The 18,118-nt window shown below is 67.7% G+C and carries 13 protein-coding genes and 3 pseudogenes; 5 read left to right on the top strand and 11 right to left on the bottom strand.

Going from position 1 to position 18,118, the window contains the following annotated elements; genetic code table 11:
• Positions 1-39 precede the first annotated feature (39 nt).
• Both ACNNMR_RS14615 and ACNNMR_RS14610 read right to left on the bottom strand, forming a co-directional pair.
• Positions 40-1,179, bottom strand: coding sequence for an IS701 family transposase (locus tag ACNNMR_RS14615; RefSeq protein WP_419995033.1), 1,140 nt, complete (start codon positions 1,177-1,179; stop codon positions 40-42).
• A 198-nt stretch (positions 1,180-1,377) separates the two neighbouring features.
• Positions 1,378-2,499, bottom strand: a complete 1,122-nt coding sequence (locus tag ACNNMR_RS14610; protein WP_419995032.1) for a hypothetical protein — start codon at positions 2,497-2,499, stop codon at positions 1,378-1,380.
• 588 nt (positions 2,500-3,087) lie between these two features.
• On the opposite strand from ACNNMR_RS14610, the gene ACNNMR_RS14605 reads away from it, so the two are divergent.
• Positions 3,088-4,356, top strand: coding sequence for an SH3 domain-containing protein (locus ACNNMR_RS14605; protein WP_419995031.1), 1,269 nt, complete (start codon positions 3,088-3,090; stop codon positions 4,354-4,356).
• A 149-nt stretch (positions 4,357-4,505) separates the two neighbouring features.
• On the opposite strand, the gene ACNNMR_RS14600 is transcribed toward ACNNMR_RS14605, so the two are convergent.
• Together ACNNMR_RS14600 and ACNNMR_RS14595 are read right to left on the bottom strand one after the other, a co-directional pair.
• Positions 4,506-5,741, bottom strand: a complete 1,236-nt coding sequence (locus ACNNMR_RS14600) for an FUSC family protein (protein ID WP_419995030.1) — start codon at positions 5,739-5,741, stop codon at positions 4,506-4,508.
• 432 nt (positions 5,742-6,173) lie between these two features.
• On the bottom strand, positions 6,174-6,401 hold the full coding sequence (locus ACNNMR_RS14595) for a hypothetical protein (RefSeq protein ID WP_419995029.1): 228 nt from the start codon (positions 6,399-6,401) through the stop codon (positions 6,174-6,176).
• 77 nt (positions 6,402-6,478) lie between these two features.
• Between ACNNMR_RS14595 and ACNNMR_RS14590 the strand changes: the two are divergent.
• Positions 6,479-7,856 (top strand): annotated as a pseudogene (locus ACNNMR_RS14590) (IS1380 family transposase).
• 174 nt (positions 7,857-8,030) lie between these two features.
• Positions 8,031-9,569, top strand: a complete 1,539-nt coding sequence (locus tag ACNNMR_RS14585) for an ISL3 family transposase (RefSeq protein WP_419995028.1) — start codon at positions 8,031-8,033, stop codon at positions 9,567-9,569.
• A 161-nt stretch (positions 9,570-9,730) separates the two neighbouring features.
• On the opposite strand, the pseudogene ACNNMR_RS14580 reads toward ACNNMR_RS14585, so the two are convergent.
• The 4 genes and pseudogenes from ACNNMR_RS14580 to ACNNMR_RS14565 all read right to left on the bottom strand — a co-directional run.
• Positions 9,731-10,696 (bottom strand): annotated as a pseudogene (locus ACNNMR_RS14580) (IS1380 family transposase); the annotation flags it as partial.
• Between the two features lie 37 nt (positions 10,697-10,733).
• Positions 10,734-11,276 (bottom strand): plasmid pRiA4b ORF-3 family protein, encoded by a 543-nt coding sequence (locus tag ACNNMR_RS14575; protein ID WP_419995027.1) that lies wholly within the window; start codon positions 11,274-11,276, stop codon positions 10,734-10,736.
• Entirely contained in the window at positions 11,266-12,342 is a 1,077-nt protein-coding gene (locus ACNNMR_RS14570) for an IS630 family transposase (RefSeq protein WP_419995026.1), read from the bottom strand. The genes ACNNMR_RS14575 and ACNNMR_RS14570 overlap by 11 nt, the downstream gene beginning before the upstream one ends.
• Positions 12,252-12,743 (bottom strand): hypothetical protein, encoded by a 492-nt coding sequence (locus ACNNMR_RS14565; protein ID WP_419995025.1) that lies wholly within the window; start codon positions 12,741-12,743, stop codon positions 12,252-12,254. Before ACNNMR_RS14565 ends, ACNNMR_RS14570 begins: the two co-directional genes overlap by 91 nt.
• 526 nt (positions 12,744-13,269) lie before the next feature.
• On the opposite strand from ACNNMR_RS14565, the gene ACNNMR_RS14560 reads away from it, so the two are divergent.
• Positions 13,270-14,415, top strand: coding sequence for a hypothetical protein (locus tag ACNNMR_RS14560; protein WP_419995024.1), 1,146 nt, complete (start codon positions 13,270-13,272; stop codon positions 14,413-14,415).
• 467 nt (positions 14,416-14,882) lie between these two features.
• Here the strand turns inward: ACNNMR_RS14560 and ACNNMR_RS14555 are convergent.
• Positions 14,883-16,258: pseudogene (locus ACNNMR_RS14555) on the bottom strand (IS1380 family transposase).
• A 186-nt stretch (positions 16,259-16,444) separates the two neighbouring features.
• Between ACNNMR_RS14555 and ACNNMR_RS14550 the strand changes: the two are divergent.
• Positions 16,445-17,257, top strand: coding sequence for a uracil-DNA glycosylase family protein (locus tag ACNNMR_RS14550; RefSeq protein ID WP_419995023.1), 813 nt, complete (start codon positions 16,445-16,447; stop codon positions 17,255-17,257).
• A 23-nt stretch (positions 17,258-17,280) separates the two neighbouring features.
• Here ACNNMR_RS14550 and ACNNMR_RS14545 read toward each other — a convergent pair whose 3' ends face one another.
• Positions 17,281-17,604: an SH3 domain-containing protein gene (locus ACNNMR_RS14545; RefSeq protein WP_419995022.1), complete on the bottom strand. Its 324-nt coding sequence runs from the start codon at positions 17,602-17,604 to the stop codon at positions 17,281-17,283.
• Between the two features lie 250 nt (positions 17,605-17,854).
• Positions 17,855-17,998, bottom strand: coding sequence for a hypothetical protein (locus ACNNMR_RS14540; RefSeq protein WP_419995021.1), 144 nt, complete (start codon positions 17,996-17,998; stop codon positions 17,855-17,857).
• Positions 17,999-18,118: the final 120 nt, after the last annotated feature.

Genomic DNA, 18,118 nt, shown 5'->3' with positions numbered 1-18,118 from the left:
TGGCCAGGAGGCGGCGGATTTCGTTCACGCTCAGTCTGATCAGGTCGCGGCTTGCTCCCCCTTTTCACCGCTGTCGGCCCGTAGGGCGGCCAGATGAGCGGCGGCTGCCATGGCCAGGGTGATGTGCCGATACCAGACTCGGTAGTGGCGGACCTGGTAGTGATCCAGGCCGGCCTCGTTCTTCGCGGCCTGGAAGCATTCCTCGCTCGCCCATCGGGCGCCTGCGGCCCGCACGATCTCCGCGTGCGTCGTCTCCAGCGGTGCGTGCACCAGGTAATACGCCCGCTCGCCGGTGGTGGGGTTGCGGCGGATCAGCAGTGAGACGGCGAAGCCGTCGGCCGCCTCGCGGTCCGGCAAGGGAACAACCGCCCAGGCGTACTCGCGCAGCCCGTGGGCGCCGTCGCCGGCCGAGCGCATCTCCCAGACCCGCTCGGGCAGGATCGCCACCAGGGTGCGGGCATTCTGCCCGCGCGGCCCCAGCCGGTGCCGGTAGCTGATGGCCAGCACATACGCCAGACGCCGGCTGGTCAGCCATGATCGCAGGGCCGGATTTTCGCCGTAGACCTCATCCCCGGCCACCCACCGAAACGGCACCTTCGCCTGCACCGCCCGCTCAAGCATCGCCATCGCCAGGGCGGGCTTGGTGGCGAACGCAACGTCCTGGTCGATCCGCGCATCCGCCCGCCGTGCGGGATCCTCCGTCCAGGAGGTCGGCAGATGCAACTCGCGGTCGATCAATGCCCGCCCGGCGGCCGAGGCGTAGGCGAGGAACACCCCCAGCTGACAGTTGTCGATCTTCCCGGTGGTGCCGGTGTACTGCCGCTGCACCCCCGCGGACCGGAGCCCCTTCTTGACGAACCCGGTCTCATCCACGATCAACACACCGTCGTCCGCGGCGAGATGCTCCAGCACCAGGGACCGGGCCTCGTCACGGACCGCGTCCTCGTCCCAGTCGGCCTGGTTCAGCAATCGCTGCATGCCATCGGGACACCGCTCACCGGCCTGCTCGGCCAACGTCCAGCCGTTCTTGCGCTCCAGCGCCGCCAGCAGCCCCCGCAGATACTCACCGGCCCGGCCACGCGGCTCCGACCTGCCGAAATACGGACCGATCCGGTCCTGCAGAACTTGCAGACCCGCCGCCCAGCCCCGCACCTCGTCAACCGTGACATCCCCACCCATGCCCAGCTCAACGAGGAGCCCGACCACCGGTCACAGCAACTGTGGCTGGAGTACTAGGCGTGGGCCACATCCGCGGGCCGGCGTTCGATGCACAGTAGTCGGGCTGCATCGCGGTGTCGTAGCAGAGGAGCCGCTCGACGTGGGGCCGGGACCAAACCACTGGTCCCGGCCCCACGCCTGGCGGTGGTGTTTCTCCGTTTAGTTGCTAACGGTGGCGGTCTTCTCGATGTCCATGTCCGCCGTGCCGACCTTCTGCTTCTTGTTGGGGTCCTTCGGCGTCTTGCACCTCGGGTTCGTGGTGCCGGGCGGGCAGTTCGAGTCCGTGGTCGACGTCTGCACGCCGTTGGACAGCACCCCGTTGCCGCCCTTGTTGCTGACCTGCAGCCCGTAGATGAACTCGACAGTGCCACCAGCCGGGATGTCACCGTCCCAGGTCAGCTTTGTGCCAGCGGGCTTGGGGTCGACGACTGTGCCCTTCTTCTGGAACGGCGGGCTGAGGAGGTTGGCGTCGTCGAGGACGTCCTTGAGCTCGTCTTCCCAGTGATACTTGGTCTTGGCCGCCTGCGTCGTGTTCTTCAGCGTGACCTTGTAGTACAGCTTGTCGCCGGGCTTGAGCGTCGCTCCGTCCGGGAGCGGCACGGTGGCCTTATCGTCCTTCCACGCGGTCTTCTCCACGTCCACGTCGGGCGTGACGACGGTGATCTTCTTGCTCGGGTCCGTGGTGCCGCACTTCTTGTCCGTGCTGCCGGGAGGGCAGTTGGTGTTGATCGCGGTGACCGTGTTCGGCATCTTGCCGTCCGCGCTGGGCGGGCCCGGGTACGGGTCCTTGATGCGGACCTGGTAGGTGAAGGTATAGACCTTGTTGGCTGGGACGGTGCCCTTCCACGAGATCTTCCTGCCCGCGGGATCGTAAGTGGGCAGGGGAGTTACGTCTGTGGCGCCGTCTTTGGCGGTGATTTGTCCGACCCAGTTGGCGTCGTCCAAGACGTCCTTAAGGTCGTCCGTCCACTCGTTCGGCTGGGCGGTCCCGCTCTTGTTCGTCACCTTGACTGTGTACTTGATGAGCTGGCCGGGCTTGACCTGCTGCGGTGCCGGCTGCGCCAGCGCCAGGGAGGAGTGGCCGGTGGCCGTGTCCGTGGCCACCGACACCTGCGAGGTGGTCCGATGACTGGCCTGCGAGTCCGCCGTGGCTCCCGCGGCGCCGGCCAGCTGGGTGGCAGCTGCCAGCATCGCGAGGGCGACGAGGGATGAGGGGCGCACAACTGAGCGCTTCCGGGGTGTCCAGGCGGTCAGCGTTGCTGCGGATCGTGTGGTGCTCATGGGCTTTGGTGGTCCTTTCCCGGCAGTCGGTGCCTGGCGACTGCGGTGAATTCGCGGATCTGCCCCCAGAGATAGGGCACGCCTGGGCGGTCGCTGGTATGGACATCGCACGATGCTTGAATGATCACTCATTCGCTTTACGGAACCCACTCCTGCGGCCGTATCCACGGGGTGCGCAGCCTGCCAGGCGAGAGTCGCAGGCCCCCGTCCTGGTTCGCCCATCCTTCCCTCCGGTGACTGCTGCCGAGACGTCAATGCGCGCCAGAAACCGCGACCGCCCAGCGGGCTGGGCGCTGGCAGCGGGGGCGTCATGCCGAAGATCCACGAGCCACATCTGCCACGGTTTCGAAAGGTCGCACGCGGTGAGGGTGAACTGTTCGACTTCTTGCCGTTGTTGGGCTTGTCCTACGGATGCTCCAGAAGGGCGGTTTTGCTGATCCCCCTGAAATTACGGGGCGTTGACGGCTCTGGCTGACTGTGGGCGTGCCATATTCCGGATGTGTGTTTTGCGGACCCCGAGCCGCCCGCATATTGCCGGTGCCTGGACGTAAAGGAACCCCTGCCATGCTAATCGCAAGAATTCCCCACGTGTCCACGGCGACTTCCGCACTCGCGGTCTCCCGCACCATCCGGGCACTGCCGTTGGCGCTGGTGCTCACCGCGCTGCCGCAGATGCACGCCGCCGCACTTCCGTCAGACATGTTGGGCGACGGCGTTCCGACGCGCTCCGCGGCCCAGGTGAAGTCCGTGCCGCCGGGCGGCACGGCGACCTACCGGATTGTGGTACGGAACACCGGCACTGCTCCCCAGACCGGCTACACCTGGTCCGACGACCTGACCGAGGTGTCCAAAGGGGCCGACGTCCTTCCCAACTCCCTCACCGCTGCGTCCGACAAGGGCGGCAACCCCAAGCCGCCGCGGCTCAACGGCCAGACACTGACCTGGACCGGGGATGTGCAGCCCGGCGAGACGATCACCTTCACCTACCAGGCCCGCATCAAGGACCCCTACCCCGCGGCCGCCGGATCGCAGCTGAACAACACCGTCGAGGGGCCCGATTCCAACTGTGCGACGGGCTCCGGTGCCGCGCGCTGCCATGAAGCGATCGCCATCGCGCCCCCGCAGGCGGATGCGAAGATCACCCTCGATGGGCCGGCGACCGCGGACGCGGGATCCACGCAGACCTGGACCGCCGTTGCGGTCAACAAGGGGCCCTCCCGGGCCGAGGCCGTGACGGTACGGGTGGACACGCCGGACGGCGTGACCCCCACCCGGGTCGAAAGCGAACCCGACGTACCGTGCACCATCCAGGACGGGCACGCAGACTGCACCGTGGGCACCCTGGAACGCGACACCACTACCCGTGCGGTGCCCGGCGGGAAGGTCACCGTCCGCGTGACCGGCACGATCGCCAAGAGCGTCAAGGATGGCACCGACCTGACGACCGCCGCCGACCTGGCCGAGACGACCACCGACCCCACCATGGCCGACCACCACGCCACGGTGCACACCAAGGTCCGCAACAAACCGGCCACTCCCGCACCGCCGCACCACCACGAGAACGGCAAGGTCGTCTCCCACACCACCTTGAACGTCCGCGGCAAGCCCAGCACGCACTCGCCGATCATCGACAAGCTTCCCCCCGGCAAGCTGATCGACATTGAGTGCAAGGCGTACGGCCAGAACATCGGCGGCAACCGCATCTGGTACAAGCTCAAGGGCAGGCCCGGCTGGGTGCCCGCCCGGTACGTCAAGAACCTCAAGCCGATCCCGTTCTGCCCCAACCCCAACCCCCTCCCGCAACACAAGCCCCACCACAAGCCGCATCACCAGAAGCCTCATGGACACGGCCACTAGCAGCCAGGACGGCTGTGTGGACTCGTCCGACCGTGTTTCGGGAAGACGCTGACGAGCGCGCTCCCGCCCCGCGTGAACTTGTACTGTCGCAGCACACTCCGCGGGCTGGATGAGTGAGTGCATCGATCACCTGCAGGTGATCGATGCACTCACCTCCGGCCACCCGAGCTGTGGGGCGCAGCCCCGGCCCATTCGGCATCATGGTCCGCCGAGACAATCCCAGAATGTGACCGGAACCCAGCCCCTCGGAGTAGGTGCCGGTCTGCTCCCCACGTCGCTTGGTTCGATGCCGCTGTGGTGTCCGCGGGCTGTGCCCCGGGATGCGGTTCCTGCCATACGGTCTCGCCGGCCAAGCCGTTCAGTATCCGCTCGAGCAGCATGAGGAGCCGCCCCTCGGGGGAGCGCGGGCTCAGCCCGCGGCGGCGCCGTTCCAAGGTGTGCACCAGGCGTTCCCATGAGCGGTGGGTGGCCGTCAGGTGGGGATGCGGCAGCCCGTTACTGCTCCCGGCTATGCACACTGCGGCCGACTCAAGCAGTCGAGCGAACCGGTGCCGGAATTCAGGAGAAGGCGCTCGGTCTGCGACCGCCGAGGACGACGTGGGTCGGGGATTGATGCTGTCCAGGAGCTTGATGAGCACGCCGGTGTCGTCGGCCACCTGCTGCAAGGTCGCGAGGATCTGCCGGTCGGCGGGCTCGCTGGGGTGGCGCCGCAGCAGCAGCCGGCGCAGGTTCAGGCGCAGGCTCTCGTGTGCCGCGTCTACGCTGGCTTGGGCAGCGCTGACGGCCTGCGCCAGCGCCGCACGCCAGTCGTCACCGAGCGCCTCCGGCGGCCATGTACCGTCCGCAGCCGTGCTGGCGGCAGCTCGCAGAATCCGGGCGAGTTCAGCGCGCAGCCGCTCCACGGCCGCCTCGGCGGTTTTCACGTGCACCGGCGGGAAGACCAGCAGGTTGAATACCACGCCTACGGCGACGCCGATGCCGACAGCCGTCAGGTGCGAGGTGAAGTCGGCGTCGAGGTGCTTGCGGCCGATGAGGAAGACCATGACGGCGGTAGCTGGCACATGGATGCCTCGATGGCCGAGCCAGCTGGCCCCGCCGGCCAGCGAGGACGCAAGCGTGACGATTGCCAGACCGGCCCATGCTGACGGGACAGTCAGGACCACGGGTACGGCGATGAGCACGCCGAGGGCGCTTCCGGCGGCGTACTGCACTCCGGCTGTGCAGGAGCGGTAGGCGGTGGGCTGGATGGTCAGCAGCGCGGCGACCGCGGCCGGGTACGGATGATGCTGGCCCAACAGCCACCGGCACAGCATCCACGTCAGCACCGCGACGGTTGCGGCCCGCAGGGCGACGCGGCAGCGGATGGCCGCGGGAGTGTGGACCACTTCACCCAGGCGGTCCGTGACCCGTGACAGTCAAGCTGGGCCGGAGATGCGGGCGAGGATTCGTGCAGTATGCATGGGACCGCCTCGACTTCATCGATTTATTCGCTTCTAGGGAAATTTAGTCATTTTCGAGGGAAATAGTCATACTACTCAGCGGTGCCGGGGGCGGCAAATCGTCGGTTATGCAGATGCGTGCTGGGCAACAAGTGATCGTCCGCGTACAAGTGAACGTGGCCCTGGCGAGATTTCCGTGAGGCTGCGGTGTGCGTTCCCGGATCCACCGGCTTGATTCCGGAGTGATCGTTTTGGGTTTGTCCTGGCGGTCGGCGGAGTGATTCGTCAGTTCAGGCAGGGAGTATCCGCTGGTCTGTCCAGCTCTTCCACGTGTTCTGGCGGTCTCGGGCCCTTGCGGGCAGGGCGGTTTGGGGATCTTCAGGCGGTGGGTGGTGGCGCGTGCACCAGGTCGAAGAGTTGGGTGAAGTCGTCGGTCCAGGGCCAGCGTTCGGGCAGCTGGAGGGTGAGGCGCCGGGCCGAACGGGCGAGGCGGGCCGGGACCTTGATCAGGTGGTCGCGGATGGTGGCGGTGGTGGCTGTGGCGTGGAAGGCGGACGCTAGCCTCGCGCTTTCATGTCGCGGCCTGTCCGGCTGGTGATCACACATGCAGAAAGTGCCCCTGACCAGCAAGAATGAGGATTGTCGAGGTCCTTGTTCCTGCCACCGTCGGAGGCACTTCCCAGGTGAAGAAGCGTATCGGGTCTTATCCGCGTGTCCGTGTTGAGGGCGGGGGTCGGTCGGTGGTGTCCCAGGCGGGCGGGGTGCTGTTGGTGGAGACGGTCCGCAAGACCGGCCTCGATCAGGCGGTTTCGGCGGCGCTGGCGCCGTGGCGGCGTCCGCGGGCGGTGCACGATCCGGGCAAGATCCTGCTGGATGTGGCTGTCGCGGTGGCGCTGGGCGGGGACTGCCTGGCCGATGTCGGCATGCTGCGGGCAGAGCCGGGAGTGTTCGGCCCCGTCGCCTCCGACCCGACGGTCTCCCGCCTGATCGACACCCTCGCCGCGGCCGGTCCGAAGCCCCTGACGGCGATACGGGCGGCTCGATCCGAGGTGCGCGAGCGGGTCTGGCGCCTGGCCAAAAAAGGCGGCCCCGGATGCTGGCGGGCAGGTGATCGTGGACATCGACGGGGTGCTGGTGCTGGCCCACTCCGACAAGCAAGAGGCCGCCGCGACCTGGAAGAAGACCTTCGGCCATCACCCGCTGATGGCGTTCGTCGACCACGGCGCCGATGGCTCAGGCGAGCCGGTCGCGGGCCTGCTGCGGCCCGGCAACGCCGGCTCCAACACCGCGAGCGATCACATCACCACCGCCCAACTGGCCCTGACCCAGCTGCCCAAACGCTATCGCCGCGGGCGCCGGACCCTGATCCGCACCGACTCCGGCGGCGGCACCCACGAGTTCGTCGCCTGGCTCGCCCAGCGCGGCCGCTGGCTGTCGTACTCCGTCGGCATGACCATCACCGACGCCATCCACCAGGCGGTCCTGGCCGTCCCGGCCCCGGCCTGGACCCCGGCCATCGAACCCGGCGGCGAGGTCCGTGACGGAGCCTGGGTCGCCGAGATCGGCGGCGACTGCCTCACCGGATGGCCGCAGGGCATGCGGCTGATCGTCCGCAAGGAACGGCCGCACCCCGGCGCCCAGCTGAGGATCACGGACGCCGACGGACTACGACTGACCTGCTTCGCCACCAACACCACCGGCACCCCGATCGCCGAGCTGGAGCTGCGTCACCGCCAGCGGGCCCGCGCCGAGGACCGTATCCGCGCCGCCCGCGCCACCGGCCTGCGCAACCTGCCCCTGCACAAGGTCACCCAGAACCAGATCTGGCTGGAGATAATCCAGCTCGCGTTGGAACTACTGGCCTGGATGCCGCTGCTCGCCCTGACCGGCACGGCCCGCCGCTGGGAGCCCCGCCGCCTGCGGCTGCGGCTGTTCTCCGCCGCCGCCCAACTGATCACCACCGGACGCCGCCGACACCTCAGATTCGCCCGCCACTGGCCCTGGACCGACGTGATCACAGCCGCGACCGAGCGACTCGACGCCCTCCCGAACCCTGGCTGACCAGCAACTACGCCCCGTCTCTACGTGACAGCGGCCATGGGAAGCGGTTCTGATCCACTTCTTGTGGTCCGGTGACGGAGCGTCACACGTAGCTGGCAGGATGGGTGTTCGTGTGATTTCAGTCTGTTGACGGTCTTCTCTCATCTCGCGCCGGTGGTGGTCGAGGAGGTCCTGGTGACCGACGACGCGGTGGCCCTCACGGCGCGGACGGTGACGAGGGAGGCGGCCTGCCCTGGGTGCGGTGTGGTCTCCGGCCGCGTTCACGGCGGCTACCGACGGCGCTTGGCGGACCTCGCGGCGGCTGGGCGGAAGGTCGTGATCGACCTGGCGGTGCGACGTTTCCGCTGTCCGGTCACTGAGTGCGGCCGCCGTACGTTCGTCGAGCAAGTGGACGGTCTCACCGAGCGGTTCGCGCGCCGTACCCCGCCTTTGCGCCGGGCCCTGGAGAAGATAGCCCTGGCGCTGGCAGGACGGCCGGCGGCCCGCCTCGCTGGCCACCTGTCGATCTCGGCCAGTGCGAACTCCCTGCTCAGGCTGGTGCGTAGACTGCCGGATAAGCGGGCTGCTGCGGCACCGCGGGTACTCGGTGTGGACGATTTTGCCCTGAAGAAAGGGCATGTCTACGGGACGATCATCTTGAACATGGAGACGGGCGAGCGCGTGGACGTGCTGCCCGACCGCACCGCGGAGACGCTCACCGCGTGGCTGCGTGAGCATCCAGGCGCCGAGTTCGTGTGCAGGGACCGGGCGAATGCGTATGCCGAGGCCGCACGCACCGCCTGCCCCGACGCGGTGCAGGTCGCAGACAGATTTCACCCCTGGATGAATCTGTGCGAGGCCGTCGAGAAGTGCGTCGTCGAGCACCGCAAGTGCCTGGCAGAGCCCGCCGGCGCGATGGTGCCGGAGGCGTCGGCCCTGCCGGAGATCGACGCGGCAGCGAGTACGCCACCGGCCGCGAAGGAGGGGCTACGCGTGATCAAGCGGCGCGAGCGGCACGCGGCTGTGCACGCCCTGTACGACAAGGGCGTACAGATCCAGGTGATAGCCGAAACGCTCGGTCTGGACCGCAAGACGGTACGCCGCTACGCACACGCCGCCACCTCCGAAGAGGCCGCCCTCGGTACTGGATCGCGAACCTACGGCCAGATCCACGCCTACACGCCGTACCTGTACCGGCGCTGGAACGAGGGCTGCACGGACGCGGCGCGACTGCACGCGGAGATCGCAGAGCGTGGCTTCCGCGGCAGCAAGCGGACCGTCCGCCGCCACCTGCAAGAGATCCGGGCCGGCGGGAAACCCGCACCGGACAAGCCCAAAGAGCTGACCGTACGGAAGGCGACCTGGCTGCTCACCAGCCGCCCCGACAAGATCAACGAGAGCAGTACCGTCAAGCTCAAGCATCTCCTCGCCCGCTGTCCCGAGCTGGAAGCGGTCGCCGAGTGCGTACGTGCCTTCGCCGAGATGATGACCGAGCGCCACGGCGAACAGCTCGGCCCGTGGTTGACCAGTGCGGAAGCCACCGGTCTGAAGCCCTTGCGCAGCCTGGCCCGCGGCCTACGGCAGGACTTCGACGCCGTCACCGCTGGCCTCACCCTGGAATGGAGCTCCGGCAGAGTCGAGGGCAACGTCAATAGGGTGAAGCGAATCAAAAGGGACGGGTACGGGCGGGCCGGATTCGACTTGCTGCGGCGTCAGGTACTCCTCGCGGACTGACTGCCGTGACGCTCCGTCACCGGATCACAAGAAGTGGATCAGAACCCGACTACACAGCCATTGACACTACGAGCCAACACCAACCCGGAGCCGTGGAAACCGGCGACCACCCGACGCGTCAGCCGGGTCGTTCGTATGCCCAAAAGCACAAATCTCCGCTCTCAACGAGCAAAGAGAGGCCAGCAGCAAACTGCCGACCCCTCACGCAAGATCGAGGCTAGGGCGCCGGCGGCGCGGGTCAGATTGTGTGTGAGTGCGGCCAGTGTGAGCCAGGCGGCGTTCGCCTGGAAGTGCCCGGAGGGGTCGTGGGCGAACGGGCCGTTCTTCAGGTCCGCGATCACCTGTTCCACGACTGCGTGCCGCCGGTGATCATGTTCGGCGTCGGTCAGGGAGAGCGGGGAGTCGGTGAACGCGGCGTGGTAGCGCCAGGTGTCGAACAGGCTGCCCTGCCCCTCGGGCACCGATCCCGGGTTGTGGCGCTTGACGCGGCGCACGATCAGACTGGCGGTGACCTGCTGCTTCTTCGGTTTCGACGTGAAGGCGGTGTAGGTGGTCTCGGCTATCTCGGCGTCCGAGATCCAGCACTGGCTTTCGTCGTCCCAGATCGCCTTCGGGTATTTGATCGCCTTCCAGGCGTCCTCGTCGATGCCGGCGATCGCCGTCTTGGTCGAGGCGTTCATCCGCACGGTGATCGAGAAGGCGGCGCCCAGGGCCCGGCAGGCGCCCACGACGTCGGCGCCGTAGAACGCGGAGTCGGCCCGCACCACCAGCAGCCCGCTCGCGCCGCACGCCTGCGCGGTGCGGATCGACTCGGTGACGAACGCGGCCGCACCCCGGGCGGAGTTGGACGGCCCCTTGCGCAGGCGGGTCGCGGCGATCACCGGGGCGGAAAGGGAAAAGGGCGAGACGATTCCGATCAGTGCGTTCAGCCCCTTGACCTTGCTGTATCCGTAACCGGCTCCCTGTTTGGCGTAACCGTACGTTTGGCGGATGGTGTCGTCGATGTCCACGTAGGCGACCTCGCCGGCGCCGGGCAGCAGCCCGGTGTGCGCGGCCAGTTCGGGCATCAACCGGCGGGCTACCGCGTGCAGTTGCTTCACGTGTCCGTGGCTGAAGGAGCGCAAGAAGCTGCCTAGTGCTGCGCCGCGGAAGTTCCGCCGATGGCTATCGGGCGGTCAGGAGCTTGTTGATGTCCTCGATGTTGAACTGGGTGGGGTCGAAGGCGCCGCCGACCCATTCCAGGAGTTCGTCGTGCTCTTCGTGTCCGGGGTCGGTGATGGCCTCGAGGAAGTTGGCGTAGCCCCACGGGCCGCCGCAGTCCTCGGGCGGGCAGGCCCGGCGGCCGGTCAGGCAGCGCGGATAGGCGGTGCCCGGCTCCTTGGGCAGGACCTTCTCCACCTCGATGCGGTGCCCCCAGTCGTCGCCGAAGTCGTAGGTGTAGCTGATTCTGTCCCCGGCGGCGGGTGCGACCGCGGAGAGCGGGACCTTGCGTTCATCCCGGTGGCCGAGCTCGCTGTCGCGGCGCCCGTAATCGCCGGCGGGGGTCTCGAAGACGTGCATGTGGTAGTTCTCCCAGCCCATCGCGATCTGGATGACCAGGTGCAGGCGGTCGAGGGTGAGGTAGGCCGGGACTTGCAGCCGTCGCCAGATCGGCGGGCGGATGTCGGCCAGGGTGACCTTGATCTGCAGGATGGAGTCAGCGGGCATGGCACGGTTCCTTCGCAGCGGCGGCGCTCTCATCCCCAGTCTGGCGGGGCCGGGCCTCGTAGTTCCAACGGAACGGGCGAGCGGTCTCGTTATGGATAACGGCAAGGTCGGTGACCTTCTCCAGCAGGTCGTCGCGGGAGGAGAAGTCCCCGTGGCGCAGGACGGCGCGGGCCAGGAGCGAGAAGAAGATCTCCACCTGGTTGAGCCAGGAGGCGTGCTTGGGCGTGTAGTGCGCCACGATCCGCGGGTGTTTCGCCAGCCAGGCCCGGGTGGCCTTGGAGGTGTGCGAGGAGCCGTTGTCCAGGACCAGATGGATCGTCAGCCCGGCTGGGACGCATCTGTCCAGCCGGGTCAGGAACCGGATGAAGTGCGCGGAGTCGTTGCGCGGCAGCTCCTCCACGACGACCTGCCCGGTGTGCACATCAAGTGCGGCGGTAACCGAGACGGTGCCGTGCCGGACGTACTCGAACTCCCGCCGGCGCACCCGCCCGCGGCCGGGCGGCCGGTCGGGATGCCTGCGGGAGCGGGCGGCCATCGCGGTCTTCTCGTCCACCGACACCACCACCGAGTCCGCCGGACGGTGGCGGTAGAGGGCGCACACCTCGGCCGCCTTGGCGAAGAACTGCGGGTCGGCGGGCCGGGTCAGCCAGCCCCGAACTCGGTGCGGCTTGACCTGGAGCGCGGCTAGGATCCGCCCGACCTGGGAGGCGGAGATGCCCGTGTCCGCCAGATGATCGGCAATCGGCCGGTGCGACCAGCCGTCAAAGGGGTGAGGCGGCGCGGCCGTGGCCGCCGCCACGATCCGCAGCCGCACTTGTGGCCCGTACACGGGCGGCCGACCCGAGCGGGGCCGATCCTCCAGCCCGGCCAGCCCCTCTCGGGCAAACCGGCCACGCCACCGCACCACCGTGGAGACATCCACCCGCACGATCTCCGCTATCCGCCAGGCCGGGCACCCTCCGGCGGCCAGCAGGACTATGCGAGCCCGACGGGCATCACGCTGCGAGGTGGTGTCCGCCCGTACGCGCGCCTCCAGCACACAACGATCATCAAGATCAAGCACCATGCACGGTCAACGAGCCGATGGCCATCGGCGAAACTTCCGCGGCGCAGCACTAGCGTGGACGGCGCCCGCACCCCGGCGAACAGCCGCGGCAGCCCGCCGTGCCGCAGCCGGTCCATGTCATCGATGCTGTCCGCCCCGGCGGCCATGCCGCCGACCAGCGACATCACCTTCGCCGCGGGGAAAGCCCCGGTGCCGTCCTTCGAGGCCGGTAGCCGGACGTGCGCGTCGATGAGTGCGGGCAGGCCGCACCGCTCGGCCAGCCGGACCACCGGCGCCAGCCCGCCGTAGGCGACCAGATTCGGGTCATCAAACCGTGCAGAGACCGCCGCTGCGGCATGGGAAGATTGCATCTCGGAAGTGCCCTCGTGGTTGTGCGTGATGGAAGCCTGAAGAACTCCCATCATCGCAGGTCACAGGGCACTTCCTCATTTCCGAAGAAGATGTCCACAGTCGTCAAGCCGGTGGATCCGGGCTCAGTAGTGCCAAGATCATAGATCGGGCTTCAGGGGCGCTACGAAACAGGGCACAGGTCACATACAGCTACTCCATATACACCAACCTGGGAAGCCTCCCGCGCTCACCCTGCTTATGGTCGGAATTCCTGATCAAAGCGGCGTGAGGAAGAGCATGCAAGCAGTGCAGCACCGGGGAAAGTGTGCGCGGGCGTGGGCGGCAGGGACAGCGGCAGTTCTGGCCGTCGGTCCGCTGGCCGTTCCGGGATGGGACGGGCAGGCCCACGCGGCTCAGAGCGGCGAGGAGCGGCAGCGGGCCTATTCGGCGTCGGGCAACTCGCAGACGTCGGCGGGCAAGGGAGAAGGCGGGCCGCGAAGCCCGGCACGTCCGAGGGGGATGGCTCAGGGGGATCTGGACTTCCCAGTCGTGGAATCGTTCAGGCAGGTAGGGAAGACAGACCTCAACATCTGGAAAATGAACGGCATCGGCAACGCTGCCCTTGTGGGAGGGTATCTTCACCTGACGGCAGGAGACAAAGGCAGGCAGGCTGGCTCAATCGGATCGACGCGGAGCTTCTCCTCGAAACTGGGAATTGTCGCCGAATTCGAGTACTCCTTCTTCTACGGAAAGACGTATGACGGCAAGTATGGGGACGGCATGTCGATGTACCTCTTCGATGGTAAGGAGCAGCCATCAGTCGGCGCGCCTGGAAGGACCCTCGGATACTCGTGCGCCCGGGAGGCTAATAAGACGTGCGCGCAGGGCAGCGATCCGGGCGTCCGCGGCGGGTACGTCGGCATCGGGTTCGACACCTTTGGAAATTTCTCCGGCCCGGAAGCCGGTGACGGGCCAGCTCCTGGCGCCAAGAAGAATACCGTGACGTTGCGCGGCGCCGGGAGCGAAAAGAATGGATTTCCTTTCCTGGCAAGAGCCGAAGTCGACGAATCGCTGCTGCGCGCCCCCGGGCGTCAGTTTCACCGGGCGCGAGTGTCGATTATCGATCAGAAATTGAGTCTGGAGATCATCGACTCACAAGGCAAGACCCACCAGGTCTTGACGAAAGTCGATCTGAAGAAACAGGGAGCGACACCCGACTCCCTGAAGATCGGATTTTCAGCCAGCACGGGAGCCGCCACGGAGGACCACGCCTTGCGCGACCTGAAGGTGACGCTGCCGGTGGACTTGACCATTGACAAGACAGGGTCGGCTCCGGCGGCTCCGGGGCAGCTGGTGTCTTACAGAATCAGCGTTGACAACAAGAAGGGGGTGAACCCCACTGAGCTGGCGCACGTCACCGACACCGTGCCATCCGACCTGACCGACGTCACCTTCACCTGCCAGGCGCAGACAGGCGGCAACTGCCTGTCAGGGTCTTCTGGTAGCGCACCAAACAATAAAATCAATGCCCCGGTCAAGCTCGACAAGGGCGGCGCAGTCGTCATCACCGTGACGGGAAGGGTCAAGTCGGACGCAATCGTCGGCCACACCATCGAGAACACCGCCGAGGTCACGCCGGAAAAGGAATCCGACATTAACCTTGCGGACAACACGAGCACCTCGAGGGTCCAGGTCAAGCAGGCGGAGTTGGAGCTGGAGAAGAACGCCACTGTCGCGCCATAACAGGGCAACGACACGACCGAATCCTCCCCAAATGGAAGGCCGTCCCACGCACAGGGTCGGCCTTCCATTTGGGAGAGACCCGCCATGGCGATCCGGAGTGGAAACCGTCAGAGGGGCGGGGCGTGAACCACCCCTCGACGAACTGGGGAAGGTTGCAATCGGCGCCGAACCCGATCTCGACAGGGTTCACGGGAGGCATGGCGCGTCATTCCTATGCCATATCGACGCGGCAATCCGACCGCCCTTTACGCGGCCCGAAGGTCGAGGTATTCGAGCATAGCCCAGCCCGAGACTAGCCTCGATCTTGCATGAGAGGTCGGCAGCTTGCTGCCGACCTCTTCTCGTTCGTCGGGGGTGAGGTTTTCTGCTGGCAGGCAGGCGGATGACCCGGCTGACGCGTCGGGTGAGCGCCGGTTTCCACGGTTCCGGGTTGGGGCGGGCTCGTAGGAACTGGTCTTTTCCGCTGGTCAGCCGGGGTTCGGGAGCGCGTCGAGGCGTTTGACGGCGTGGGTGATCACGTCGGTCCAGGGCCAGTGGCGGGCAAATCTGAGGTGTCGTCGGCGGGCGGTGGTGACCAGCTGGGCGGCGGCGGAGAACAGGCGGAGCCGCAGACGCCGGGGCTCCCAACGGCGGGCTTGGCCGGTCAGCGCGAGCAGAGGTATCCAGGCCAGCAGCTCCAGCGCAAGCTGAACGATCTCCAGCCAGATCCGGTTCTGCGCGACCTCGTGCAGCGGCAGGTTGCGCAGGCCGGTGGTGCGGGCGGCGCGGATGCGATCCTCGGCTCTTGCTCGCTGACGGTGACGTAGCTCCAGTTCGGCGATCGGGGTGCCGGTGGTGTTGGTGGCGAAGCAGGTCAGTCGTAGTCCGTCGGCGTCCGTGATCCTCAACTGGGCGCCGGGGTGCGGGCGTTCCTTGCGGACGATCAGTCGCATGCCCGTCGGCCAGCCGGTGAGGCAGTCGCCGCCGATCTCGGCAACCCAGGCGCCGTCACGGACCTCGCCGCCGGGTTCGATGGCCGGGGTCCAGGCCGAGGACGGCACGGCCAGGACCGCTTCGTGGATGGCGTCGGTGATGGCCATGCCGACCGAGTACGACAGCCAGCGGCCGCGCTGGGCGAGCCAGGCCACGAACTCGTGGGTGCCGCCGCCGGAGTCGGTGCGGATCAGGGTCCGGCGCCCGCGGCGATAGCGTTTGGGCAGCTGGGTCAGGGCCAGTTGGGCGGTGGTGATGTGATCGCTCGCGGTGTTGGAGCCGGCGTTGCCGGGCCGCAGCAGGGCCGCGACCGGCTCCCCCGAATCAGGGCTGCCATGGTCGACGAACGCCATCAACGGATGATGGCCATACGTCTTCTTCCAGGTCGCGGCGGCATCCTGCTTGTCGGAGTGGGCGAGCACCAGCACCCCGTCGATATCCACAATCACCTGCCCGCCAACGTCCGGGGCGGAGTCGGCGGCCAACGACCAGACCCGCGTCCGGACCTCGGACCGGGCCGTGCGGATCGCCGTCAAAGCCCGGTTCCCGCCGGCGGCGAGGGTATCGATGAGGCGGGAGACGGTCGGGTCGGAGGCGACGGGGCCGAACACTCCCGGCTCCGCCCGCAGCATCCCGACATCGGCCAGGCAGTCCCCACCCAGCGCCACCGCGAGCGCGGCATCGAGGAGGATCTTGCCCGGATCGTGCACCGCCCGCGGCTTGCGCCACGGCGCCAGCACCGCGGATATCGCCTGATCCAGGCCGGCCTTGCGGACGTCTCCACCAGCAGCACGCCGCCTGCCTGGGACACCACAGCCCGGCCCCCACCCTCGACACGGACAGACGGGTACGACCCGATACGCTTCTTCACCTGAGGAGTGCTTCTCTCTGACGACGATCAGGACCCTAGACAAGTCCCATCGTCCCAGTTCAGAAGCACTCTTCTGCATTCAGGGGCCCCTCCAGAAGCCACCCGCCATGAAAGCGCGAGGTTAACCCGCCACCGCGCTCCGACTAACGTCGACGGCCTTCACGACTTCGAATGGACAGCCAGGTCATGCACGGCAGTGACGCCCTCATCCACGAGTGCCAGATCGGCTCCGGCGCCGACGACGTGATCTCGAAGGACTGGTGCATCGCCAGGTTCGCCGACGTGCTGCGCAACCTTCCGCCCAGCATCGGCGAGGCCGCCGCCACCGGCGCGGAGCTGCTGCTGTATGACGAGGTCATCCGCGGCAAGCGCCTGCAGATCTACTACACGCCCTTCGACCGCCTGAACCCGAGGGCGAAGGTCCTCCTGGTCGGCATCACTCCCGGCGCCCAGCAGCAGACCCTGGCCGTGCAGGAGGCCGCCCGCGCCCTCCGATACGGCGCTTCGCCCGATGCCGCAGTGCGCCTGGCCAAGGCGACGGCGAGCTTCGCCGGGCCGATGCGGAAGAACGCCGTGGCCATGCTCGACGACATCGGCCTGGCCCGCGCCCTCGGCAACGACTCGACGTCCAGCCTGTTCACGCCCGACTGCGACCTGGTCGCCAGCACCTCGGCGATCTGCCGCGCGGTCTTCGTGAACGGGGAGAACTACACCGGCACCGGCCCCAAGATCGGCTCGGCTCCAGTGCTGCGGGCCTTCGCGGAGCAGGTGCTGGCGGCGGAGCTCGCGGCCACCCCTGACGCTCTGATCGTTCCCTTCGGGAAGGCCGCGTCCGCGGCTGTGGAGCTCGCCTTGCGCGCGGGGGGACTGTCGGCGGAGCGCTGCCTGCTCGGGTTCCCGCACCCCTCCGGCGCCAACGGCACCCGCAAGAAGACGTTCGCTCGGGAACGCGACCGGCTGCGCGACACGGTGGAACGATGGGCCGCCAGTCGGTGGTGAGCCGACATGACAGTCTGCGCGGGTCATACGACGCAGTAGTCCGTGCGAGAGGCCTGCCGCACATCGTTGGCGGCGACGTAGCCGCGACCGTTCGCCAGCCAGTACCAGCGGCCGCCGTCGGCGCCGGGGCGCCAGCAGGACAGCTTCACGCTCGTCCCGGCGGGCACCGTGTCCAGGATCTTGGCTTCGGTGTCGGCGGCGGCCCGGATCTTGACCGGCTGGGTGGTGGCAGCGATCGGGATGCGGGCGGCGCCGGTGCGGGTGGTCTGCTCGATGGCGGTGGCGGCGGTGGTCAGCAGGACGGCGGTGGCCACGATGGTGATGGTGGCGGTCTTCTTCGAGAGCACGGTATCCAAGGTGCTGCCGGTCGGCCGATGCATGCGGCAGGCATACCGTCTGATCACTCGATGAGCGTACCTGTCATGAGGGGCGCCGCGGGGTGTTAGTTGCGCTCCCAGTAGGCCGACCCGCCGGGTTCCGGTTTCGGTGGCGGCGTCGGCGGCCCGGGGACCTCAGCCACAGCACGACCATGATCGCCGTACATATGGCGACGATCAGGCCGACGCCAATCGCGGTCCTCAACCCGGCGTGCATCGCTCAGGCGCCACCGGCGATAATCATGAGGCCGAGGCCGCCAATGACCGTGAGGATCAGGACGGCCACGAGGCCTATCAAGATCCACACTTGTGCCCGGGATACGCTCCTGCCGCCGCAGTTCTGGTCGTGCTCGCTGGTGCTCATGGGCCCGCACCCTGCCCATCCGGGCGGACATCAGGCAAGGGGAGGCGAGGACCTGTGAGGTTTTCCGCGCTCGGACCTCGGCTTGCTGTCTGCCGCTCGTGCCCGCCGTGCGGTCGAGGT

Source organism: Streptomyces boninensis (assembly GCF_048572725.1).
Lineage (GTDB): Bacteria > Actinomycetota > Actinomycetes > Streptomycetales > Streptomycetaceae > Streptomyces > Streptomyces boninensis.
Note: the sequence above shows the minus strand (reverse complement) of the source record. Positions and strands in the feature narration are given on the sequence as shown.

What these genes read in the sequence shown, in the direction of transcription:
- ACNNMR_RS14615 (WP_419995033.1), bottom strand. Translation starts at nt 1,179, where the DNA reads ATGGGTGGGGATGTCACGGTTGACGAGGTGCGGGGCTGGGCGGCGGGT.
- ACNNMR_RS14610 (WP_419995032.1), bottom strand. Translation starts at nt 2,499, where the DNA reads ATGAGCACCACACGATCCGCAGCAACGCTGACCGCCTGGACACCCCGG.
- ACNNMR_RS14595 (WP_419995029.1), bottom strand. Translation starts at nt 6,401, where the DNA reads ATGTGTGATCACCAGCCGGACAGGCCGCGACATGAAAGCGCGAGGCTA.
- ACNNMR_RS14575 (WP_419995027.1), bottom strand. Translation starts at nt 11,276, where the DNA reads ATGCCCGCTGACTCCATCCTGCAGATCAAGGTCACCCTGGCCGACATC.
- ACNNMR_RS14570 (WP_419995026.1), bottom strand. Translation starts at nt 12,342, where the DNA reads ATGGTGCTTGATCTTGATGATCGTTGTGTGCTGGAGGCGCGCGTACGG.
- ACNNMR_RS14565 (WP_419995025.1), bottom strand. Translation starts at nt 12,743, where the DNA reads ATGGGAGTTCTTCAGGCTTCCATCACGCACAACCACGAGGGCACTTCC.
- ACNNMR_RS14560 (WP_419995024.1), top strand. Translation starts at nt 13,270, where the DNA reads ATGAACGGCATCGGCAACGCTGCCCTTGTGGGAGGGTATCTTCACCTG.
- ACNNMR_RS14550 (WP_419995023.1), top strand. Translation starts at nt 16,445, where the DNA reads ATGCACGGCAGTGACGCCCTCATCCACGAGTGCCAGATCGGCTCCGGC.
- ACNNMR_RS14540 (WP_419995021.1), bottom strand. Translation starts at nt 17,998, where the DNA reads ATGAGCACCAGCGAGCACGACCAGAACTGCGGCGGCAGGAGCGTATCC.